Below are 21,752 nucleotides of genomic sequence, written 5' to 3'. Positions count from 1 at the left end.
ATGGCCATCATGCAACGGCTCGACGATCTGGGCGGGCAGCTGCACTTCTATCTGCGGGCGTTCGCTTGGGTACCGCGCACGATCAGACGGTACAAACGCGAGGTCTTCAGGCTCTTGGCGGAGGTCAGTTTCGGCGGCGGCGTGCTCGCGGTCGCGGGCGGCACGGTCGGCGTGATCTGCTGCATGACGTTCTTCACCGGCACCGAGGTCGGCCTGCAGGGCTATCAGGCGCTGGATCAGATCGGCAGCAGCGCGTTCACCGGGTTCGTCTCCGCGTACTTCAACACCCGCGAGATCGCCCCGCTGGTCGCCGCGCTGGCGCTGTCGGCCACGGTGGGCTGCGGGTTCACCGCCCGGCTGGGCGCAATGCGGATCTCCGAGGAGGTCGACGCGCTCGAGGTGATGGCCGTGCCGTCGCTGCCGTTCCTGGTCACCACGCGCATGATCGCCGGGCTGATCGCGGTCCTGCCGCTCTACGCGGTCGGGCTGCTGTCGAGCTACGTCGCCACCCGGACCATGGCGATCTTCTACTTCGGACAGTCGGCCGGCACCTACGACTACTACTTCCACCTGTTCCTGCCGCCGGCCGACGTGCTGTGGTCGTTCGCCAAAGTGCTGGTGTTCAGCGTGATCGTGGTGCTGGTGCACTGCTGGTACGGCTACACGGCGAGCGGCGGGCCGGCCGGTGTCGGGGTCGCGGTCGGGCGCGCGGTGCGCCTGGCGATCGTCGCCGTCAACGTCGTCGACTTCTTCCTGTCGCTGGCCATCTGGGGCGCGACCACCACGGTGCGGATCGCCGGATGAGACGGCTGCTGGGAGTTGCCTTCATCGTCCTGCTGAGCAGTGCGCTGGGATTGGCCGTGTTGCAGTACAACAAGGTCTTCACGCCGGTGACCCGGGTGACGCTGACCACCGCGCACACCGGGCTGCAGCTCAGTCCCGGCGCCGAGGTGAAGTACGCCGGCGTCGTGGTCGGCGAGGTGCGCGCGGTGGACAGCGACGGCTCGGCCGCGCGGCTGCGCCTCGCGCTCGACCCGGCCCTGGCCCGGCAGATCCCGGCCTCGGTCAGCGCGCGGCTGCTGCCCAAGACGCTGTTCGGCGAGCGGTACGTCGCGCTCGCCGGCGGCAGCGGCCGGGCGATCCGCGACGGCGACACGATCGGCCAGGACCGCAGTTCGAGTGCACTCGAACTCGAACGCGTGCTGGACGACGCCCTACCGCTGCTGCGGGCGATCCAGCCGGACAAGCTCGCGGCGACGCTGGGCGCGCTGGCCACGGCGCTGGAGGGCAAGGGCGACGAGCTGGGCCGGAACCTGGTGACGCTGGACGACTACCTGGCGGCGCTGAACGAGGACATGCCCCTGATCGCCGAGGACGTCCGGCGGCTGGCGGCGGTGCTGGACGTGTACGACGGCGCCCTCCCGGACCTGCTCAACCTGTTGCGCGACGCCTCGGTCACCGCGGACACCGTCGCCTCGCAGCGCGAGCAGCTCGCCGCGTTCTGGACGGACACCACGGCGGCGGCGGACCGCACCACGACGTTCCTGCGGCAGCACGGCGACCAGCTGATCACCGTCGGCGACGTGAGCCGGCCGGTGCTGGAGCTGCTGGCCGCGTACGCGCCGGAGTATCCGTGCCTGATGCAGGGCCTGGTCGCCCTCCAGCCGCGGGTCGAGCAGGTGTTCACCGGCGGGCGGATGCACATCACGCTGGAGATCACTCGGGACAACGGGAAGTACGTCGCCGGCGACGAGCCGGTCTACGGCGCCAGGAACGGGCCGGACTGTCGCGGCCTGCCCGGTCCCGGCGTCCCCGCGCCCGGCGCGCCGATCAACGACGGCTACAACTACGGCGCCGGCCGCCCGGGTCCCGCGAAGACCGTCGTGGGCACGGAGGCGGGTACCGCCGAGGAACAGCAGGTGCTCGCCCCGCTGGTGGGCGCGGCCACGGGCGTGCCGCCGGCGGAGGTGCCGGACATCGCGATCCTGCTCTGGGGCCCCCTGCTGCGCGGTGTGGTGGTGAACGCGAAATGACCCGCGACCTGATCAAACTCTCCGTCTTCGCGGCGGTGACGGTGCTGCTCACGGCCCTGCTGGCGCAGACCCTCGGCGCCTTCTCCGGCGGCGGCACCCGCTACCGGGCGCGCTTCACCGACGTGACGGGCCTGCTGGCGGGCGACGACGTGCGCATCGCGGGCGTGAAGGTCGGCGAGGTCCGCGACATCCGGGTGGCCGACAACCGCGTGGCCGAGATCGCGTTCACGGTCGCCGACGAGATCCCGCTGAGCACGAGCGTCAGGGCGACGATTCGGTACCGCAACCTCGTCGGCCAGCGCTACATCGCCCTCACCGAGGGCCCCGGCGGCGGCCAGACCCTGCGCGCGGGCGCGACGATCCCGCAGTCCCGGACCACCCCCGCGCTGGACCTCACGGTGCTGTTCAACGGCTTCCGGCCGCTCTTCACCGCCCTGACCCCGCAGGCGGTCAACCAGCTCGCCTTCGAGATCATCCAGGTGCTGCAGGGCGAGGGCGGCACGGTCGCGAGCCTGCTGCGCAGCACGGCCTCGCTGACCACCACCCTCGCGGACCGCGACGCCGTGATCGGCCGCGTGGTGACCAACCTCAACGCGGTCCTGACCACCCTGGACGACCACCGCGACGACCTGGACACGGTGATCGCCCGGCTGCAGGACTTCGTGTCCGGCCTGGCCGCCGACCGCGAGGCCATCGGCTCGGCCCTGGTGAACGCCTCCGCCCTGACCGGCGCGACGGCGAGCCTGCTGCAGGACGCCCGCCCGTCGCTCAAGTCCGACATCGGCGAGCTGGGCACCCTGTCGACGACGCTGAACGACAACGCGGCGGTGCTCGACAAGACGTTGCGGGGCCTGCCGCAGCGGTACGCGGACCTGACCCGGGTGGCCTCCTACGGCTCGTGGTTCAACTTCTACCTCTGCGACTTCGACGGCCGGGTGACGCTGGCCGGCCAGCAGCTCAACCCGGTGACCTTCACGTCGACGGCCGCCCGCTGCGGCTCGGGAGGTGCCCGGTGAAGCCGCTGCGCGAGCGCCGGCCCGGTCTCATCGGGGCGATCGGCGTCGGCGTCGTCGCCGCGCTGGTGCTCGGCGCGTTCAAGATCGATGCCATCGCCGGGCTGGCCGCGCCCAGCTATCGGGCCGCCTTCCGGGACGCCAGCGGGCTCGCACCCGGCAACGAGGTCCGGGTCGCCGGGGTCCGGGTCGGGAAGGTCACCGGCGTCGGCCTGGCCCGCGGCGGCAGCGGCCCCTATGTGCGCGTCACGTTCCGGGTCGAGGACGACGACGTCCGGCTCGGCGGCACGACCCGCGCCACCATTCGCATCAAGACCGTGCTCGGGCAGAAGTACCTGGCGCTCGAACCCGCCGGCGACAAGGCACTGCCGGAGGACGGTGAGATTCCGCTCGAGCGGACCGCGGCACCGTTCGACGTGGTGCAGGCCGTCACCGGGCTGGCCGACACCCTCGACCACATCGACAGCGCCCAGCTCGCCGACGCGTTCACCACGCTCGCGCAAGCGTTCGCCGACACGCCCGGCAGCGTGCAGGCCTCGCTCGACGGGCTCTCGCGGCTGTCCCGGACGGTCAGCGACCGCGACGCCGAGCTGCGGGCCCTGCTGGCCCGGGCGCACGAGGTCACCGGGGTGCTGGCCGCGCGGGACGAGGAGTTCCGCAAGCTCGTGGCCGACGGCGACGCGCTGCTCACCGAGGTCAGCAAGCGCCGGGACGCCATCCACGACCTGCTCGTCGGGACCAACGCCCTCGCCACCCAGCTCTCCGGGGTCGTCGCCGACAACAAAGAGCAGCTCACACCCGCCCTGGAGCAGCTGCGCGGGGTCGTCGGCATCCTGCAGCGCAACCGGGACAACCTCGACCTGACGTTGCAGCGGATGGGGCCGTTCGTGGCCGCGTTCGCCAACGTGACCGGCAACGGGCGCTGGTTCGACTCGTACCTCGCCGGGCTCCTGCAGCCGTACCTGCCGGCGACAGGAGGGAAGTGACATGCACGGCAAACGATTGCTGGCCTTTGCCGTCGCGGTCGTCGCCGGCGTCGGCGTCGCCCTCGTGGTCGCCTTCACGGGGCATCCGCAGCGGCATCTCGTGGCGCACTTCACCCGGACCGTCGGCATCCACGCGGGCTCGTCGGTGCGGGTGCTCGGGGTCCGGATCGGCGAGGTCACGTCGGTGACGCCGCAGGGGCGGACCGTCCGGGTCGAGATGTCCTACGACGCCGAGTGGCCGATCCCGGCCGACGCGCAGGCCCTGATCATCCCGCCGAGCGTGGTCAGCGACCGGTACGTCCAGCTCACCCCGGCCTACACCGCCGGACCGAGCCTGGCCGACCGCGCCGACCTGCCCGTCGAGCGGACCGCGGTGCCGCTGGAGATCGACGACATCTACCGGGCCCTCGACGACTTCAACCGCGCGCTCGGGCCGGACGGGGCGAACGCGGACGGGGCGCTCAAGCAGCTGGTCCAGGCCGGGCAGGCGAACCTGCAGGGCAACGGCGACAACCTGCACACCACCATCGCGGGGCTGGACAAGGCGCTGAGCACCGTGGCCGACGGGCGCCAGGACCTCTTCGGCACGCTGGTCAACCTGCAGCAGTTCACCACCGCGCTGGCCCGGAGCGATGCCGCGGTACGGGCGTTCAACCAGCGCCTGGCCGACGTCGCCGGGCAGCTCTCGGGCGAGCGGGACGACCTCGCGGCCGCGCTGCGGGCCCTGGCCACGGCGCTGTCGAGCGTGACCGGGTTCATCCGGGACAACCGGGCCGCGCTGGTGTCCAATGTGGACGCGCTGGCCGACGTGACCGGAATCCTGGCCAAGCAGCAGAAGGCGATCATCCAGATCCTGGACCTCGCCCCGCTGGCGCTGTCGAACCTGAACCTCGCGTACAACCCGGGCTCCGGCACGTTGGACACCCGCGACGACGCGCTGGGCCCGTATGACCTCGCCACCTATGTCTGCTCCGTGATCAACGACAACCTCGGCGGCGCCAAGCTGCCCAAGGAGTGCCAGGCCCTCGGCGGACTGCTGCCGCCGATCCCACCCACCCAGCAGGCCAAGGCGCCCGCCCTGCCCAGCGTGCCCCAGGTGACGCAGGACCTGACCCTCGGCGGCATCCTGCGGGGTGTGTCATGAGAAGAACCCTGACCGCCGCGGCCGCCGGCGTCTGCCTCCTCGCCGGCGGCTGCGGCTTCGACCTCCCGGGCGGGGCGCCGTCGGGGCCCGGGTACACCGTCACCGCCGAGTTCGCCGACGTGCTCGACCTGGTGCCGCAGGCCGCGGTGAAGGTCAACGACGTGACCGTGGGCAGCGTCGAGCGGATCTCGCTGGACGGGTGGACGGCGCGGGTGCGACTTCGCGTCGACGCGAAGGTGGGTCTGCCCGGCAATGCGACGGCGGCGGTGCGGCAGACGAGCCTGCTCGGCGAGAAGTACGTGGCCCTGGAGGCGCCGACGACCGAGGCGCCGCAGGGGAAACTCGGCGACGGTTCGATCGTGCCGCTGAGCCGGACCCGGCGCGCCGCCGAGGTCGAGGAGGTGCTGGCCGCGCTCGGCATGCTGCTCAACGGCGGCGGCCTCGCCCAGCTCAAGACCATCAACGAGGAGCTGGCCACCGCGTTCCAGGGCCGCGAACCGGCCGCCAAGGACGCGCTGCACCAGCTCGACGCGTTCGTCGGCGGGCTCGACGCGCAGAAGGCCGACATCGTCCGCGCCCTGGACGCGCTGGACCGCCTCACCACGAGTCTTGCCAAGCAAAGGGACGTCATCGGTACCGCCCTGACCTCCCTCGCCCCCGGCCTGACCGTCCTGGCCGAGCAGCGCGAGCAGCTCACCGCCACCCTCACGGCCCTCGGCGACCTGGGCGAGGTCGGCACCCACGTCATCGAGGCGAGCCGCGACGACACCCTCGCCTCGCTCAAGGCCCTCCAGCCGATCCTGCAGCAGTTGGTGCAGGCGGGAGACGCCCTTCCGAACTCGCTCGACTTCCTGCTGTCGTTCCCGTTCCCGCCCAACGTCAGCGGTGCGATCGTCGGCGACTACGTGAACCTGGGCGCGACCGCCGACCTCGACGCGACCACCATCCTGTCGAACCTGCTGGTCCAGACCGCGCCTCCGGCCGCCCAGGCGCAGACCCAGGCGCCGGCCGGCAAGTCGACGGGGTCGTCCTCGGGCCAGCCGCCGAAGAGCGGCAGCAAGCCGCCCGCGAGCACGCCGCCGCCGATCATCGGGGTGCTGCCGCTGGGCTGCCTGCCGGTCGGCGGCCTGCTGCCGCCCGGCTGGGTCCCGCCGAAGGGGTGCGAGCTGCCCACGGACTGCAAGCTGGTGCCGCCGGGCACCAAGCCGCCCGCGGGAAGCCTGCTGCCGCCGGGCGGGATCGTGCCGCCGGGGACCGTGTTCCCGCCCGGGACGCTGCTCCCGCCGGGCACCGCGCTCACCCCCGCGTGCCTGCTGCCGCCCGTCACCGGGGCCACCAACGGCCAGCAGGGCGGCCTGGACGACGTCCTGGGCGGAGGGCTGCTGCCATGATTCCCCGCTCCGCGAAGCTGCAGGTCCTCGCGTTCCTCGTCGTCGGGCTGGTCGGGCTCGCCTACGTCGGGCTGGAGTACGTCGGGCTCGGCGACCGCCTGCTCGGCCGCGGCACCACCGTCTACGCCGAGCTGACCCAGGCCGGCGGGCTGTTCGCCAACGCGCCGGTGACCTACCGGGGCGTGCCGGTGGGCCGGGTCGAGTCGGTCACCCTCCACAATGGAGGCGCGCGGGCCCGGCTGCACCTCGACGACGGCGTGCTCGTCCCGGCCGGCACCCGGGCCGTGGTCGGGCAGCGCTCGGCCGTCGGCGAGCAGTTCCTGGACCTGCGGCCGGACGGCGACGGCGGGCCGTACCTGCGCGACGGGGCGGTCATCCCCCGCGAGCGCACCGGCATCCCGCTCGCGCCCGAGACGCTGCTGGCCAACCTCGACGCGCTCGTGCAGTCGGTCGACCCGCACGCGCTGAGCGTCGTCATCGACGAGCTCGGCACCGCGTTCGAGGGCAACGAGCAGGCGCTGCGGCGCATCCTCGACGCGAGCCAGGCGATCCTCGACGCCGCCACGCAGACGCTGCCGCAGACGCGGACGCTGCTCGCCGACGGGCGTACCGTGCTGCAGACCCAGCAGGACTCGGCCGCGGCGATCCGGCAGTGGGCGGCGGGGCTGGCCCAGGTCGCCGCGACCCTGCGCTCCTCCGACGCCGACCTGCGCCGGATCATCACCGACGCCCCGCCGGCCGCGCGCGAGCTCGTCGCGCTGCTCGACGGCCTCGACCCGTCGATCGGCCCGCTGCTGGCCAACCTGATCGCGGTCAACGGGGTCGCGGCGCGGCGGCTGCCGGGCATCGAGCAGGTCCTCGTCGTGTACCCGCTCGCGGTGGCCGGCGGCTTCACGGTCACCCCCGGCGACGGCACCGCCCACTTCGGGCTGGTGGTCAATGTGGACGATCCGCCGCCGTGCAAGTACGCGGGCTCGACCCGGTGCAGCGCGGCCGATCAGGCCAAGGGCTCGAGCGTCCGCGGCACCAACAACGCCCCGCGCCCCGGCTCCTCGGGCGACCCGGCCCCGCCGTCGTACGACCCGGCGACCGGCACCGTCCTCGCCGCCGACGGCAATCCGCTGCTGTTCGGCAGCACCGGCGGGCAGTACGCGCTCGCCGGCGACCAGTCCTGGAAACAACTCCTGCTCGCCGGCCTGGCGCCGTGAGCCGCGTCCTTGGAGGTTCCCGTGTCCGCATCCGATGAGCGCGGCCTGCGGCTCGTCCCCGGCGGCGCCGACGGCTCGAACGAGCGGCTCGCGCCGCGCAGCGTCCGGCGGCGGGCCGCCACCCGCCGCCAGGCACCGCCCAAACGCCGCGACACCATCGCGAGCGTCCTTTCCCACCTGGACGAGGAGCCGGCCGTCATCGAGGCCGAGGCCAAGCCGTCCACGGTGGACACCAGCATTGCTCTCGACGAGGTCGACGCCGGGAAGCGTCCTCGTCGGCGAACGGCGCCGCACCGGCGGGGTCCCGCCCGCTCGGTGCGGCGCCGGGAGCCGGAGCCCGGGCCGCGGCGCCGCCGCCTGTCCCGCCCCTCGCCCGGCACCGCGCTCAAGGCGGTCCTGGCGTGTGCGGCGGTGGCGGTGGCGGTGGTGTCGGGGCTCAGGTGGTACGACATCCGGGCCTTGGAAAACGCGCACCAGGAAGCGCTGGCGGCGGCCCGGCAGACCACAGTGGACTTCGTCTCGGTGAGCGCCGGCAGCGTCGACCGGGACCTGCAGCGGATCACCGCCGGCGCCACGGGCGACTTCCGCGACGAGTTCACCCGCGGCCAGGCCCAGGTCCGGGCGGCGGTGGTGGAGAACAATGTGGACTCCAAGGGCACCGTGCTGCGGGCCGCGCTGGTCTCCGGCGACCGCGACTCGGCCGTGGTGCTCGTGGCCGTCGACGCGACCGTGCGCAACAGCAAGGCCCCCGACGGCCGGGCGTCGCACTACCGCATCCAGGTCGACCTGTCCCGCGACCGCGACTCCGGCCGCTGGCTCGTGTCCAAGCTGCAGTTCGTCGGCTGAGGGAGCAGAACCATGCAACGCCTCTGGTGGTACGGCCTGATCCTCGCCGCCCTCGCCATGTCCGGCGCGGGCTGGTACGGCACCGATCAGCACCACCGGCGCGATGTCGCGGTGCGCCAGTCCACGGCCGCCGCCAACGCCGCCGCGCAGGCCATCTTCTCCTACGACTACCGCAGCTTCGACGCGAGCGTGGCCAACGGCCGCACCTTCACGACCGGCGGCTTCGCGGACGAGTACGCGCAGACGACGGGCGCGCTCAAGGCCAACGCGGTGGCCGAGCAGGCGATCGTGCGCGCCTCGGTCTCGGCCACCGGCGTGGTGAGCGCGTCACCGTCGCAAGTGGAGCTGCTGGTGTACGTGGACCAGTACCGGCGCAACGCCAACATCACGGGCGAGAAGGTCGACCAGAACCGGGTGGTGCTCACCATGGTGCCGGTCGGCGGGGCGTGGAAGGTGTCCCACGCCCTCGCCGTGTGACGCCTAAGCCCTGGCGCGCCGGGACACCAGCGGCACCAGGCTGAGGATCAGCCCGAGCACCGCCACACCGGTCACCAGGTTGATGCCCGGGTGGAACTGGCTGAAGTCGTCCCGCGAGGCCGGGCTGGCCGCCGCGACGAGCGCCGTCACCAGGGCCAGCACCAGCGCCGCGCCGACCTGGCCCGAGGTCTGCACCAGCCCGGAGGCCAGGCCCTGCTCGGCGTCCTCGATGCCGTCGGTGGCCTGGGCCATGATGGAGCTGAAGCCGAACGCGAAGCCCCCGCCCAGCAGCAGCATGGTCGGCAGCGTCGTCACCGCGTAGTGCGGCGTGCTGCCGGCGGTGAGCAGGAACCAGCCGTACCCGAGGCTCATCGAGAGCATCGCGCCGGCGATGAGGGGCGCGGTGCCGTACCGGGTGATGAGCCGCCCGACGAACGGCGAGCCGAACGCGACCAGCAGCCCGGCCGGCAGCAGCGCCAGCGCCATCCGCAGCGGCGACCAGTGCCGCACGTCCTGCAGGTACAGCGTCATCATGAACTGGAAGCTCAGGTAGGAGCCGAACAGCGCCACCATGCTCAGGTTCGCGCGCACGATGGAGCCGATCCGCAGGATGCCGAGCCGGATCAGCGGGTGCGGCACGCGGCGCTCGAGGACCAGGAACGCGGCCAGCAGCAGCACCGCGGCGCCGGCGAGCCCGAGGGTCACCGGGTCGAGCCAGCCCCGGCCGGGCGCGGACACGACGGTGTACACCGACAGGAGCATGCCGCCGACGAGCGTCGCCGCGCCGGCCAGGTCGTGCCCGCCCTCGGCCGCGGGCCGGTCGCGCGGAATGAGGGCGATGCCGGCGACGAGCGCGGCGACCGCGAGCGGGACCGGGATCAGGAACGTCCAGCGCCAGCCGACGCTGGTGAGCAGGCCGCCGAGGATGAGGCCGGAGGAGTAGCCGCTGGCGCCGAAGACCGAGAACACCGACAGCGCGCGGTTGCGGGCCGGGCCCTCCGGGAAGGTGGTGGTGAGGATGGACAGGGCGGTCGGCGCGGTGAACGCGGCGGCGAGGCCCTTCACGAAGCGGGTGGCGATCAGCAGGCCGCCGTCGTCGACGAGCCCGCCGACCAGGCTCGCGACGGCGAAGACGCCGAGCGCGATGAGGAAGACGCGGCGCCGCCCGAGCAGGTCGGCCGTGCGGCCGCCGAGGAGGAGCAGCCCGCCGTACCCGAGGACGTAGCCGTTGACGATCCACTGCAGCGACGTCGTGGACAGGCCGAGCTCGGCCCCGATCGACGGCAGCGCGACGCCGACCATCGAGACGTCGAGCCCGTCGAGGAACAGCACGGCGCAGAGCACCGCCAGCACCCCCCACAGCCGCCGCGACGCGCTCCGGTCCTGATCGACTTGGGTCAAGGTCATGGTCACGAGAGTGGACACTAGATGCATGCGCAAACAATGTCCAAGCACTAGTTGCCCATGCATTTAATGCAGATGCACTCGACGAGCCGGAGGAGTAGGATGCCGCGCATGAGGTCCGAGGTAGCCCTGATCGAGCGGTGGCGCTCCCTGCTGACCAGCTACAACGAGCTCGCCGGACACCTGGAGCGAGCCCTGTCGGACGAGCACGGCCTGACCCTGAGCGAATTCGAGATCCTCGATCGCCTGGTCGCCCAGGACTGTGAGAAGCGACGCATGCAGGACCTGGCCGCCGACATGTACCTGAGCCAGAGCGCCCTGTCCCGCGCGGTCGCCCGCCTGGAGAAGACCGGCCTGGTCGCACGGGCCCTGTGCGACTCCGACCGCCGCGGCGTGTTCGTCAACCTGACCGAGGAGGGCCTGGCCCGGCACACCGCCGCCCGCCGCACCCACCTCGCCATCCTCGCCGAGCACCTCCAGCCCGCCTGATGCCGCCGGCGCCCGGCCGTGCGCTCGGCCTCGGCCTGGCCGCCGTGGGCCGGCCGGGCTACATCACCACGGGCCGGGACCGCGACCTGCCCGCCGAGCGCACGGTCGAGGCGCTGCGGGCCCGCGCCCACGAGCTGCTCGACGCGGCGTACGCGGCCGGCATCCGCTACGTCGACGTGGCCCGCTCGTACGGCCGCGCCGAGGAGTTCCTGGCCGCCTGGCTGCCGGGCCACGAGGACGTGCGGGTCGGCTCGAAATGGGGCTACACCTACACAGCCGGCTGGCGCGTCGACGCCCCGGTGCACGAGACCAAGGACCACTCCCCCGCCACGTTCGAGCGCCAGCTCGCCGAGTCGCGCGGGCTGCTGGGGGGTCGGCTCGGGGGTGTACCAGATCCATTCGGTGACCCCGGACAGCCCGGCCCTCACCGATCGCACGCTGCACCGGCTGCTGGCCGATTCGGGGCTGACCATCGGCCTGTCGGTGAGCGGCCCCGCCCAGGCGGCGGCGATCCGCGCCGCGCTGCGCGTCGAGGTGGACGGCGCGCCGCTGTTCCGCTCGGTCCAGGCGACCTGGAACCCCCTCGAACCGTCGGCCGGGCCGGCACTGGCCGAGGCGCACGCGGACGGCCGCCGCGTCATCGTCAAGGAGGCCCTGGCCAACGGCCGGCTGGCCGCCCGCGACGCCGGCGCGCTGGCCACGGCACTCGCCCAGCCGTTCGCTGATGTCGTCCTGTCCGGCGCCGCCACGGTCGCGCAGCTCCACAGCAACCTGCGCGCCCTGACGGCTACCCCGAACCTCGCGATCGAGCCCGAGGCGCCGGACGCCTACTGGGGTACGAGATCCGCGTTGCCCTGGACCTGAGCCCGCTCAGCGATGGGCCGGGACGGCCGGCACGTCCAGGCCGGCGGCGCCGAGGACCTCGTCGGTCTCGACCTCCTCGACCGTGAACGCGACCGGCCGCGGCTTGGGCAGGGCCCAGGCGACGACCACCGCGGCGATCGCCGCCAGCACCGCGCCCACCGCGAACACGGTCACGAACTGGGCCTCGCGGGGCAGCGGGACCGGGCCCGGGATCGGGTTGCGGGTGACCATGGTGACCACGAACGCGGTGCCCAGCGACATGCCGACCGAGCGGGCGATCGAGTTCACGCTGTTGGCGATGCCCGTCTCGGCCGGTTCGACGTTGGCGATGAGCAGGGCGGGCAGCGCCGCGTAGCCGAAGGTGACGGCCGAGTTCACCGCCAGCGCGCCCACGATGACCTCCCAGGTGGCCGAGTGCAACAGCGCCAGCATCGTGAAGCCCAGGCCGGCCAGGACGGCCGCGATGACCAGGGTGGCCTTGGCGCCGAAGCGGGCCACGAGCCGGCCGCCGAGCGGGGCGGTGATCACGCCGCCGGCGGTGCCGGGGAGCAGGTAGACGAGGCTGGCCGCGAGGACCGAGGCGCCGAAGCCGTAGCCGGCGACCGCGGGCGGGGTCTGCACCAGGGCCGAGGTGGCCAGGAAGACGGCGAACATCGCGAAGCCCAGGAACAGGCCGGCCGCGTTGGCCACCACGATCGGGCGGTGGCGCAGCATGCGCGGGCTGACCAGCGGGTGGGTGACCCGCCGCTCGAACAGGACGAACGCGGCCAGCACGACGACCGCGGCCACGAGCGAGCCGATGACGCGGGGCGAGCCCCAGCCCCAGCCGTTGCCCTCCTCCAGCGGCAGGATCAGCAGCACCAGGCCGAGGCCGAGCAGGACGGCGCCGGTCCAGTCGAGGCGGCCGGTGGCCGCGCCCGCGCGGCGGGGCAGCAGCCAGACGCCGGCCAGGCCGATCGCGGTGAGCGCGGTGGAGAGCCAGAACAGCTGGTGGTAGTCGCCGCCGTGGCGCATGAGCAGGCCGGTGACGACGAGGCCGAAGCCGGCGCCGACCGAGAGCATGCCGCTGACCACGGCCATCGCGCCGGTCAGCCGCGGGGCCGGCAGTTCCTCCCGCAGCATGCCGATGGCCAGCGGGAACAGGCCGAAGCTGGCGGCCTGCGCGACCCGGCCGGCCAGCAGCAGGGGCAGGCTGGAGGTGGTGGCGGCGAGCACCGAGCCGAGCAGCACGACGGCCAGCACGCCGAGCATCACCGGGCGGCGGCCGTAGAGGTCGCCGAGCCGGCCCAGCATCGGGGTGAAGACCGCGGCGGCGAGCAGGTTGGCGGTCACCACCCAGCTGGCCGAGCTGGCCGAGACGCCCAGGTGCCGCTGGATGTCGGCGACGACCGGGACGACCAGGGTCTGCAGCGCCGAGACGAGCAGCACCACGTAGCAGGCGACGGGCAGGGCGAGACGCGTTCTGAGGCTCACGCAACCGAACCTAGACGCGCCGCCGACCATTTTCAACACGGTGTCGAAAATAAACGATGAGACGTCGGGTACAGTCGACGCCGTGCCAGCCACCAGAAGCCGACGGGCCCCCACCAAGGGCGATCAGCGCGAGCAGGCCCTGATCGACGCCGCCCGGGACGTCTTCCGGGACAAGTCGATCAGCCAGGTGACGATCGACGACCTGGCGGGCGCGGCCGGCATCGCGCGGTCCGGCTTCTACTTCTACTTCGAGTCCAAGCAGGCCCTGCTGGCCGCGCTGGTCGACCAGCGGCTGGCCGAGGCCGACGTCGAGATGGCCGAGTGGCTCGCCTCCGACGGGCTCGACCGCGAAGCGCTGCGCCGGGGCCTGGCCGCCGGTCTGGCCCGCTGGAAGGCCGACGGGCGCTGGCTGCGCGAGGCGTTCATCACGCCCGACCCCGGCCCCGAGGTCATGCACGTCCGCGACCGCCTGGTCGACGACGGATGCACCGCGTTCAGCAGGCGCATCGAGCGCGACGCGCGGGCCGGCCGGACCGTCGGCGGACCGCCCGACCTGCTCGCCAAGATGGCGGTCCACCTCCGCAGCATCACGTTCGCCGACATGTATGCGAACCCGGGCGCCTACGACGAGGACGAGTTGCTCGACACCCTCACCGACGCCATCCTGCGCCTCGTCTACGGCGTCACGCCGGGCACCGTCAAGCGCTGACCCGCCTCCCCCGCCGCCCGGCCAGCACCACCAGCGCCGCGACCGCCGCGCAGGCCAGCGCGCCCAGCGCCAGTTCCAGCGGGCGGTGCACGATCCACTGTGGAATGTCCCGCTGCGGCACCACCACCGCGCCGGCGAACGCGCCCAGCAGCCCCAGGTACGAGCCGGTCATGAACCGTCGATGGGTCTCGATCCGCCCGGTCAGCGCGGCCCACAGCGCGATGCTCAGCGTCCCGAAGGTGAACGCCGAGAGCCCGTGGATCCAGCTGAAGTGCCCCGGGTTCAGGGACTGGATGAGGAACGAACTGATGATCGTGAAGTACATCGCGCCGACCCACACGCGGCCGGCCACCTTGTGCACCCGGTCGCCCCGGGTGCGGCGCAGCAGGTTGTAGGCGCCCAGCAGCAGCGAGACGGTCGCGGCCGCGGCGTGGAGCGGAATAACAACGTTATCGCTCATAACACTGTTATAGTCGCTGACCGTGGCCCAGGTCAACAGCGAGCTCACCGGGCGGCTGGTCGACGCCGCGGCGCGCATCCTCGTCGAGGAGGGCCCCGGCGGGCTGTCCCTGCGCAAGGTGGCGGCGGCCGCGGGGGTCTCGACGATGCCCGTCTACACCCTCTTCGGCGACAAGCGGGGCCTGCTCGACGCGATGCACCGGGAGGGGTTCCGGCGGCTGGGCGAGGCGCTCGCCGCCACCCCGAGGACCGACGACCCGCTCGTCGACCTGATCGGGCTCGGCATGGCCTACCGCGAGGCCGCCTTGCACAGCCCGCATTTGTACGGCCTGATGTTCACCGGCGGCTTCGGGCACACGGAGGCCGCGGACGCCACCTACCGCCCCCTCGTCGAGGGCGTGGCCCGCTGCCAGGCAGAGGGCGTGTTCACCGGCGACGACCCGGAACCCGTGGCGCTGCACCTGTGGGCCCTCGCGCACGGCATGGTCAGCCTGGAGCTGGCCGGCAAGGTCGGCGGCGAGCACTACGCCGAGCAGCTGGGCTACGCGGGGGTGCCCTTCCTGCGCCGGTAGTACGAGTGCACGGCCTCCTGGCCGGTGTAGTTCGGGCCCGCGCTGTCGTCGGCGCCCAGGTACTCGTAGGGCAGGTCGACGTCCCCGCGGTCGTCGCGCCCGATCCGCCGGCGCCGGCCGTCGTAGCTGAACCCGGCGTCGCGCAGGTCCGTCGCGAGGCGGCGCCCCGCGGGGGTGCCGTCGGCCAGCCGCACCTCGGCCAGATCCAGGTCGGCGACGAAGCGGCCGCCGGCGGTCAGCCAGCTCGCCGCCCGGGTCAGCAGGCCGAGCTTGTCGCCGACGTAGTGCAGGCCGTGCACGCTGGTGATGAGGTCGTAGCGCCGGCGCGGCGCCCAGCCGAGCACGGGCGCCGCGGTCAGCCGCAGCCACGGCACGTCGGGCGCCGGGACGAACGCGTCGACGAGATCGACGCCCTCGACCAGCACCCGCCCCGCCACACCCTGCTCGTCGATCCGCCGCGCGGCCTCGACCAGCGCCCGGCCGGAGCCGCAGCACAGGTCGAGCCACGCGACCGTGTCCGGCGCGCCGGTGACGCGGGCCAGGGCCGTGATCACCTCGACCGGGTTGAAGCCGAGCTCGCGCTCGTAGCTGTTGACACCGTCGAGGCCGCGTTCGCGGTTCATCGCGGAGTTCGCCACCACTGCCGATCCGGCGAGGGCGTCGTCGTCGAGCAGGGGCACGGCGACATGATCGCAGCTATCGCCGGTGGCCGGAACCCCCATGATCGTCTCCACCGCGGTCGTCGCGGCCGTGACCACCCCGCACGTGGTCGTCGCCGGCCTCGTGGGTGCGGAGTCCGCCGTGGTCATCCACGGTGGCGCTGACCGACGGCGACGCGCTGACCTCGGCCGACGTGGTCTCGTGGGGAGTCGGGTCGTCGTCCACGGAGCGGGACGGATTGTCGTCCACGCCACGGGACGGGTTGTCCTCAGGAGTGGCACGTTCGCTGACCACTACCTGGGACGGCACCGAGGAGGGGTCCGAGGACGAATCCGAGGACGCGGCCAGCGCCGTCCCGCCGAGGGCCAGGGCCGCCGCGGTCGTCGCGCCGATGAGGATGAGTCTGCGCATTGGAGGTACACCTTCCTGATCGCTGTGTTGCTTGTGCGACCAACCCTCCCGGCACCTTCGTCAAGGCGTTCCTGGCGCGAGGCTAACGATCGGTTAAGAGCGCGACCGTCACCCGCGAGCCGGCGATGTGCAGCCGCCCGCCGGTGGACTCGGCGGTGCGGCGGGCGATGTCCAGGCCGAGGCCGGTCGAGCCGCCGCCGCTGACGCCCCGCTCCCCCGCCGCCGGGTCGAAGCCGGGCCCGTCGTCCTCGACGACCAGCTCGACCCGCCCGGGCGCGGCGCTCAGCGCGACGGCGAACCCGGTGCCCTCCCCGGTGTGCGCGAAGACGTTGCCCAGCAGCGCGTCCACGGCCGCGGCGAGGTCGGCCGCGGCCACCGCGACGGGCAGCGGGCCGGGCGCGAGGTCGAGCCGCGCGGCGCGGCCCTGGTCCTCGGCGAGCACCGACCAGAACGCGACCCGCTCGGCCACCACGGCGGCGGCGTCGCACGCGGGCGCGTCCCGCTCGCGCCGGGCGTCCTCGATGACGGCGGTGAGGGCCCGGTCCAGCGCGCCGACGTGCTCGAGCATCCGCGCCGCCTCGCCCGGGTCGGCCAGCCCCTCGGCGTCCAGGCGCAGCGCGGTCATCGGGGTGCGCATGCGGTGCGACAGGTCGGCGGCGGCCTCGCGCTCCTGGCGCAGCAGATCGCGGATGCGGCCGGCGAGCCGGTTGAGCGCGGCGGCGACCAGCCGGACCTCCGGCGGCCCGTCCCCGGCGGGCGCGCGGCGGTCGAGGTCGCCCCCGGAGAGCCCCTCGGAAACCGCCGCGAGGGTACGGATCGGGCGCACCACCGCCACCGCCAGCCGATCGGCCACGGCCAGCCCGAGCAGCAGCAGCGCGACCCCGACGGCGGCGAGCACGAGCCAGGAGCGGGTGACGCCCCGGCGCAGGTCCCGTTCGGGCACGAACGAGCGCACGACCGCCGTCCCGCCGGGCAGGCCCTGCACCGCCACCAGCACCTCGCGCCCGTCGGCGTGCGCGACGCTGAAACTGCCCCGCTGGGCGGCGAGGCGGGCGGCCGGCGTGGCGGTGACGGGTGCGCCCAGGACGGTACCGTCGGGAAGGTAGACCGTGACCGGGTGGTCGGCGTCCACATTGGACTGTTCGACGGTGAGCCGCAGCGCGTCGGGGTCGGCGGTGGCCACGAGCGCGCCGAGGGACTGGGCCTGGATGCGCGCCGCGGCGACCGCGCGGTCCTCGGCCGCCGTGCGCAGCAGCAGCGCCAGCGGCACCAGGAAGGCGACGAGGACCAGCGCCATGGCCGCCGCGACGAGCAGCGCGAGCCGGCGCCTCACGGCAGGCCGAACTTCACGCCGACCCGCCGCACGGTGTGGATGCGCCGCGGGTCCTGGGCCGTCTCCCCGAGCTTGCGCCGCAGCCACGACAGGTGCACGTCGACGGTCTTGTCGGCCGCCGTGTACGGCACCTGCCACACCTCGGTGAGCAGTTCGCGCTTGGACACCACCTCGCCGGCCCGGGCCACGAGGTAGTGCAGCAGGTCGTACTCCCGCGGCGTGAGCTCCAGCGCCGCCCCGTCCAGCGTCGCCGTGCGGGCCCGCGGGTCGATCCGCACCCCGTCCGCCTCGACCACGAGCGACGTCTGCGCGGGAACGGCCGTGCGGCGCAGGACGGCCCGGATCCGGGCGTCGATCTGTTCGGCCCCGTACGGTTTGACCACGTAGTCGTCGGCCCCGGCGTCCAGGGCCCGCACCATCTCGCCCTCGGTGCGCCGCGCGGTGACCACGATCACCGGCACCTGGCTGACCGCGCGCAGCATCCGCAGCGCCTCCCGCCCGTCGAGGTCGGGCAGCCCGAGGTCGAGCAGCACCACGTCGGGGGCCTCGGCCACGGCGAGCCGGAGCCCGTCGAGGGCGGTGGCCGCCGGTACCACCACATGCCCCCGCCCGGCGAGCGCCTTGAGGATCCCGGTGCGGATCGTCGCATCGTCCTCCACGATCAGCACCTTGGCCATAGGCCGAGCTTAACCGCGCGTTAGCCTTCACCGGCGGACACTGGAGGCATGCGGATGCGCTGGCCCTTGGCGATCGCGGCGTGGCTGGCGGCCGCGGCGCTGGCGACGGCGGTCTCGATCGGCGCCGTGGGCCTGCTGACCCGCGGCCTGTTCGGCCCGTCGGACGCCCCCTTGACTGAGGCCGACGTCGCGGCCGAGCTGACGCCCACCCCGTCCACGTCTGCGCCGGCCGCGCAGCCGACACCGTCCGCGAACACCCGCGCCGCCCTGGCCACGGACGGCGGCAGCATCGTCGCGTCGTGCACGGACGGCCAGGCGTTCCTGGAGTCGTGGATCCCGCGCTCCGGCTACGAGGCCGACCACGTCCAGCGCGGCCCGGCGCCGGCGGCGTCGCTGCGGTTCAAGGCCCGCTCCGGCGGCGGGCAGGTCCGGGCCCAGGTGACCTGCCCGGACGGCAGCCCGGTCCTGACCCTGTCCGGCGACGACTGACGTACCTTTCACGCGGTTTCCAGGCCCGCTCCGACCCGCGGGCCAAAAACCGTTATCGATCCGTCCGGCCGGCATCTTTCGTGGCGATCCCCTCACGAAAGGACGGACGGTTCGATGCGCAAGCCCCTCGTGCTCGTGGTCGCCGCCGCGGGCCTGCTCACCACCGCGGTCGCGATCCGCCCCGCCGGCGCCGCCGCCACCCCGGTCGCCGGCGGCACGTACACCCTGGCCTCCGGCGCGTCCGGCAAGTGCCTCACCGTGTCCGGCAGCGGCGCGGCCAACGGCGACCCACTGGTCCAGCTGGCCTGCTCGGGCCAGCAGTTCCGGGTCGTCGCCCAGAACGGCGTTTACGGCCTGACCAGCGTCGCGAGCGGCCGGTGCGTCGACGTCCCGAACTCGTCCACAACCGCCGGCACCCAGCTGTGGCAGTGGACGTGCGGGGCGAGCGCGAACCAGACGTGGCAGCTGACCGCCTCGTCCGGCGCCCCCGGCAAGTTCCTGGCGAAGTCGGTCGCGACCGGCCTGTGCATGAGCGACAAGGACGGCTCCACGGCCGGCAACAACCCGATCGTGCAAGAGAGTTGCAGCGACATCGCGCGGATGCAGTGGTCGTTCAACCAGGTCTCCGCGCCGCCCGTCGGACCGGCGGTGGCGTTTCCCGGCGCGGTCGGCTTCGGGGCGGCGGCCAGCGGCGGGCGGGGCGGCAGCGTGTACCACGTGACGAACCTCAACGACAGCGGCCCGGGCTCCTTCCGCGACGCGGTCAGCGCCGCGAACCGGATCGTGGTGTTCGACGTCGGCGGCTACATCAGCCTGTCCTCGGCCGTGTCGGTGAAGAGCAACCTGACGATCGCCGGGCAGACCGCGCCCGGCGGCGGCATCGGCATCATGGGGCGCGAGGTGTCGTTCGCCAACTCGAGCAACGTCATCGTGCGCAACGTCCGGTTCCGCCAGGGCGACCTCGACCCGGACGAGAAGAAGAGCGGGCTGAACTTCTACAACGGCCGCACGCTCATCCTCGACCACGTGTCGATCGAGTTCGCGCAGTGGAACAACATCGACTCGGTCGGCGCCACGAACATCACCGTGCAGTACTCCATCGACGCCGACCCGATCGGCCAGCAGTTCGCCGCGCACACCGAGACCGGCCCGTACACCTGGTACAACAACCTCTTCGCCAACGCCCACAACCGGTGCCCGCTGGCGAAGGCGAACACGCAGTACATCAACAACGTGGTCTACGACTACCAGGCCGGGTACACCGCCGGGAACTCCAGCGGCCACTTCACCCACGACGTCATCGGCAACTACTTCATCACCGGCCCGCGCACGACGAACGCGAGCAACGCGTACTACCAGATGGGCAACCAGGCGGTCCACAACGCCGGCAACGTCATCGACAGCAACCGGGACGGCGTGCTGAACGGCTCGGCGCTCGGGCTCGGCGGCGGCGCGACCGCGCTGGCGAGCCCGTGGTCGGCGACGACGGCCGCGATCCCGGCCACGAGCGCGGCGGCCGCCTACGCCAACGTCGTGGCCAGGGCCGGCGCACTGCCCCGCGACCAAGTCGACGCGCTCGTCATCCGCGACGTGCAGTCGCTGGGAAAGGCCGGCGACCTGTGGGCCCACCAGTCGAGCACGGGCCTGGGCAACAACGGCTACGGCACGATCGCCGGCGGCACCGCGCCCGCCGACACCGACCGCGACGGCATGCCCGACGCGTGGGAGACCGCGCACGGACTGAACCCCGGCAACGCGAGCGACGCCACCGGCGACTTCGACCACACCGGCTACACCAACGTGGAGAAGTACGTCAACGGCCTGCTCGACGGGTCGTACCACTAGGAAATCGAGGGAGTCCGGCGCCGGGCTGGTGCAAGCCCGGCGCCGGACGGTACGCTCGTCGGCGATGGCTATCGAGCTGACCAGATTGGGGGTCCCGTCCGCGCAAGGTGACTGCTGATGCAGGAGCACCTCGCGAACGGAGCGACCCGGCTTCACGTGTGGCGGCTGGTGCGGGCGTTCGCCGTACCCCCGCCGATGATCGAAACGTCCACCGCCCGGCGCGCCGCCGGAGACTGGGCCGGAGCCTGTGCGGCCGCCCACGTCGACGTGGACCTCAACCTGCGCCGCCTCGCCCGGCAGCGCGGCCCCGACCTCGCGGCGCGGATCCGCGCCGACCTGCGCCACCTGGCCCCTGACCTGCTGCGCTGGCACCTGCCCCGGATCGGCCCGGACGGGCTGCTGCGGCCGGGGCTGACCGTCGCGCTCGCCCGGTACGAGGACGCCGGCCTGACCCTCGTCGCGCGGACGCCGCCCGCGTGGGCGGCCGGCGGGCAGCGGTTCAGCCTGACCCTGTGGGACGGCGAGACCGGCGGCCGGCACCCGGACCGGCACTTCCGCCTCGACCTGCACCGGCACCTGTGGGACGCCCGGCGCGCCGGCGAGCTGCGCGACCGGGCGGCCGGTGACTGGGCGCACGAGGCGCGACAGGTGTTCCCGGACGCGCCGACGGTGCTGGTCAAGGCGGGTGCGCGCCGGCTGCTGCTGGACGTGCGCGCGGGGGCGGCGCGGGCGGCCCGCAGCCGTGACCCGCGGCTGCCGGTGCTCCCGCACGCCTCGACCTGGCCCGCCCCCGACCTCGAGCTGCTCGAGGAGGGCCTGATCGAGCCCGGCGACCTGCACCCGCTCGTCGCCGCGGCCCTGGCGCCCGGCCACGCGCGGGCGCGGGCGCCGGTGCGGCCGGGAGACGCGCGGATCGTCGACTGCCGCGGCACCCCGCACCGCATCGGCCTCGTCGGCGGCGTGCTGTGCGCGCTCGACCACGACCCGGCCCAGCTGCGCCGCGAGGAGCTGCTCGCGGCGCTCGGCGGGCCGCCACTGCCCTGCCTGCGCGCGATCGACCAGGCCCACCGGCACCCGGAGGACCTCGACGACGTCCGCGCGCGGCTCGACCACGGCGACGCGGCCGGTGCGCTGGCCGCCGTGGAAGACCTGCTCGGCCCGGACGCGCTGCTGCGCGCCGGCGCCCTGCGTGAAGCTCTGGAAACCGCGGCCGAGCGCCGCATCCGGCACGGACTGTTCCGGGCCGGCCTGAACCCCACAAGGTGAAGC

23 protein-coding genes and 1 pseudogene are annotated in these 21,752 nt (G+C 73.5%); 17 read left to right on the top strand and 7 right to left on the bottom strand.

The genetic code is table 11. From position 1 onward, the window contains the following. From ACQP00_RS11410 to ACQP00_RS11370, 9 genes are read left to right on the top strand one after another with little or no spacing between them, the layout of a single operon-like run. Nucleotides 1-804, top strand: a complete 804-nt coding sequence (locus ACQP00_RS11410) for an MlaE family ABC transporter permease (RefSeq protein ID WP_433218050.1) — start codon at nt 1-3, stop codon at nt 802-804. Further along, entirely contained in the window at nt 801-2,033 is a 1,233-nt protein-coding gene (locus ACQP00_RS11405; RefSeq protein ID WP_433218049.1) for an MCE family protein, read from the top strand. Before ACQP00_RS11410 ends, ACQP00_RS11405 begins: the two co-directional genes overlap by 4 nt. Then, nucleotides 2,030-3,049 (top strand): MCE family protein, encoded by a 1,020-nt coding sequence (locus ACQP00_RS11400; RefSeq protein WP_433218047.1) that lies wholly within the window; start codon nt 2,030-2,032, stop codon nt 3,047-3,049. Before ACQP00_RS11405 ends, ACQP00_RS11400 begins: the two co-directional genes overlap by 4 nt. Next, nucleotides 3,046-4,032: an MCE family protein gene (locus ACQP00_RS11395; RefSeq protein WP_433218045.1), complete on the top strand. Its 987-nt coding sequence runs from the start codon at nt 3,046-3,048 to the stop codon at nt 4,030-4,032. Before ACQP00_RS11400 ends, ACQP00_RS11395 begins: the two co-directional genes overlap by 4 nt. A gap of 1 nt (nt 4,033) precedes the next feature. Then, nucleotides 4,034-5,176 carry an MCE family protein gene (locus ACQP00_RS11390; RefSeq protein WP_433218043.1) on the top strand — a complete coding sequence of 381 codons (1,143 nt, stop codon included), beginning with the start codon at nt 4,034-4,036 and terminating at the stop codon, nt 5,174-5,176. Further along, nucleotides 5,173-6,567 carry an MCE family protein gene (locus ACQP00_RS11385; RefSeq protein ID WP_433218041.1) on the top strand — a complete coding sequence of 465 codons (1,395 nt, stop codon included), beginning with the start codon at nt 5,173-5,175 and terminating at the stop codon, nt 6,565-6,567. The genes ACQP00_RS11390 and ACQP00_RS11385 overlap by 4 nt, the downstream gene beginning before the upstream one ends. Beyond that, a complete protein-coding gene (locus tag ACQP00_RS11380; RefSeq protein ID WP_433218039.1) occupies nt 6,564-7,775 on the top strand; it encodes an MCE family protein in 1,212 nt (403 codons plus the stop codon). The genes ACQP00_RS11385 and ACQP00_RS11380 overlap by 4 nt, the downstream gene beginning before the upstream one ends. 21 nt (nt 7,776-7,796) lie before the next feature. Then, a complete protein-coding gene (locus tag ACQP00_RS11375) occupies nt 7,797-8,621 on the top strand; it encodes a hypothetical protein (protein ID WP_433218037.1) in 825 nt (274 codons plus the stop codon). A 12-nt stretch (nt 8,622-8,633) separates the two neighbouring features. Continuing rightward, nucleotides 8,634-9,098, top strand: coding sequence for a hypothetical protein (locus tag ACQP00_RS11370; protein ID WP_433218035.1), 465 nt, complete (start codon nt 8,634-8,636; stop codon nt 9,096-9,098). A 3-nt stretch (nt 9,099-9,101) separates the two neighbouring features. Here ACQP00_RS11370 and ACQP00_RS11365 read toward each other — a convergent pair whose 3' ends face one another. Then, nucleotides 9,102-10,505, bottom strand: coding sequence for an MFS transporter (locus ACQP00_RS11365; protein WP_433218033.1), 1,404 nt, complete (start codon nt 10,503-10,505; stop codon nt 9,102-9,104). A gap of 108 nt (nt 10,506-10,613) precedes the next feature. Between ACQP00_RS11365 and ACQP00_RS11360 the strand changes: the two genes are divergently transcribed. From ACQP00_RS11360 to ACQP00_RS11350, 3 genes and pseudogenes are all read left to right on the top strand, one after another. Continuing rightward, nucleotides 10,614-10,991, top strand: coding sequence for a MarR family winged helix-turn-helix transcriptional regulator (locus ACQP00_RS11360; RefSeq protein ID WP_433058675.1), 378 nt, complete (start codon nt 10,614-10,616; stop codon nt 10,989-10,991). Further along, nucleotides 10,991-11,302, top strand: a pseudogene (locus tag ACQP00_RS11355) (aldo/keto reductase); the annotation flags it as partial. The gene ACQP00_RS11360 and the pseudogene ACQP00_RS11355, both read left to right, overlap by 1 nt. Before the next feature lie 73 nt (nt 11,303-11,375). Continuing rightward, the gene (locus ACQP00_RS11350; protein WP_433224386.1) at nt 11,376-11,855 is read left to right on the top strand and encodes a hypothetical protein; all 480 of its coding nucleotides are present in this window, start codon (nt 11,376-11,378) and stop codon (nt 11,853-11,855) included. A gap of 6 nt (nt 11,856-11,861) precedes the next feature. Here ACQP00_RS11350 and ACQP00_RS11345 read toward each other — a convergent pair whose 3' ends face one another. Next, on the bottom strand, nt 11,862-13,328 hold the full coding sequence (locus ACQP00_RS11345; RefSeq protein WP_433218031.1) for an MFS transporter: 1,467 nt from the start codon (nt 13,326-13,328) through the stop codon (nt 11,862-11,864). 82 nt (nt 13,329-13,410) lie between these two features. Here ACQP00_RS11345 and ACQP00_RS11340 point away from each other — a divergent pair, with 82 nt between their 5' ends. Further along, complete coding sequence (locus ACQP00_RS11340) at nt 13,411-14,037, top strand: TetR/AcrR family transcriptional regulator (RefSeq protein WP_433218029.1); 627 nt, start codon at nt 13,411-13,413, stop codon at nt 14,035-14,037. Here the strand turns inward: ACQP00_RS11340 and ACQP00_RS11335 are convergent. Then, a complete protein-coding gene (locus ACQP00_RS11335) occupies nt 14,027-14,497 on the bottom strand; it encodes a DUF2306 domain-containing protein (RefSeq protein ID WP_433218027.1) in 471 nt (156 codons plus the stop codon). The genes ACQP00_RS11340 and ACQP00_RS11335 overlap by 11 nt on opposite strands. 22 nt (nt 14,498-14,519) lie before the next feature. On the opposite strand from ACQP00_RS11335, the gene ACQP00_RS11330 reads away from it, so the two are divergent. Beyond that, the gene (locus ACQP00_RS11330; RefSeq protein ID WP_433218025.1) at nt 14,520-15,068 is read left to right on the top strand and encodes a TetR/AcrR family transcriptional regulator; all 549 of its coding nucleotides are present in this window, start codon (nt 14,520-14,522) and stop codon (nt 15,066-15,068) included. Here the strand turns inward: ACQP00_RS11330 and ACQP00_RS11325 are convergent. The 4 genes from ACQP00_RS11325 to ACQP00_RS11310 form a co-directional block, all read right to left on the bottom strand. Then, nucleotides 15,038-15,748, bottom strand: coding sequence for a class I SAM-dependent methyltransferase (locus tag ACQP00_RS11325; protein ID WP_433218023.1), 711 nt, complete (start codon nt 15,746-15,748; stop codon nt 15,038-15,040). The genes ACQP00_RS11330 and ACQP00_RS11325 overlap by 31 nt on opposite strands. A 16-nt stretch (nt 15,749-15,764) precedes the next feature. Next, the gene (locus tag ACQP00_RS11320; protein WP_433218021.1) at nt 15,765-16,139 is read right to left on the bottom strand and encodes a hypothetical protein; all 375 of its coding nucleotides are present in this window, start codon (nt 16,137-16,139) and stop codon (nt 15,765-15,767) included. 82 nt (nt 16,140-16,221) lie between these two features. Further along, nucleotides 16,222-17,472: a sensor histidine kinase gene (locus ACQP00_RS11315; protein WP_433218019.1), complete on the bottom strand. Its 1,251-nt coding sequence runs from the start codon at nt 17,470-17,472 to the stop codon at nt 16,222-16,224. Next, nucleotides 17,469-18,149 (bottom strand): response regulator transcription factor, encoded by a 681-nt coding sequence (locus ACQP00_RS11310; protein ID WP_433218017.1) that lies wholly within the window; start codon nt 18,147-18,149, stop codon nt 17,469-17,471. Before ACQP00_RS11310 ends, ACQP00_RS11315 begins: the two co-directional genes overlap by 4 nt. A gap of 48 nt (nt 18,150-18,197) precedes the next feature. On the opposite strand from ACQP00_RS11310, the gene ACQP00_RS11305 reads away from it, so the two are divergent. From ACQP00_RS11305 to ACQP00_RS11295, 3 genes are all read left to right on the top strand, one after another. Further along, nucleotides 18,198-18,638 (top strand): hypothetical protein, encoded by a 441-nt coding sequence (locus ACQP00_RS11305; protein WP_433218015.1) that lies wholly within the window; start codon nt 18,198-18,200, stop codon nt 18,636-18,638. Nucleotides 18,639-18,752: 114 nt separating this feature from the next. Next, entirely contained in the window at nt 18,753-20,483 is a 1,731-nt protein-coding gene (locus ACQP00_RS11300; protein ID WP_433218013.1) for an RICIN domain-containing protein, read from the top strand. Nucleotides 20,484-20,600: 117 nt separating this feature from the next. Continuing rightward, nucleotides 20,601-21,749, top strand: coding sequence for a hypothetical protein (locus ACQP00_RS11295; protein WP_433218011.1), 1,149 nt, complete (start codon nt 20,601-20,603; stop codon nt 21,747-21,749). Nucleotides 21,750-21,752: the final 3 nt, after the last annotated feature.

Source organism: Dactylosporangium sp. CS-047395 (assembly GCF_050942185.1).
GTDB lineage: Bacteria > Actinomycetota > Actinomycetes > Mycobacteriales > Micromonosporaceae > Dactylosporangium.
The sequence above is the reverse complement of the archived record's forward strand: the minus strand, read 5'-3'. Positions and strand labels throughout refer to the sequence as shown.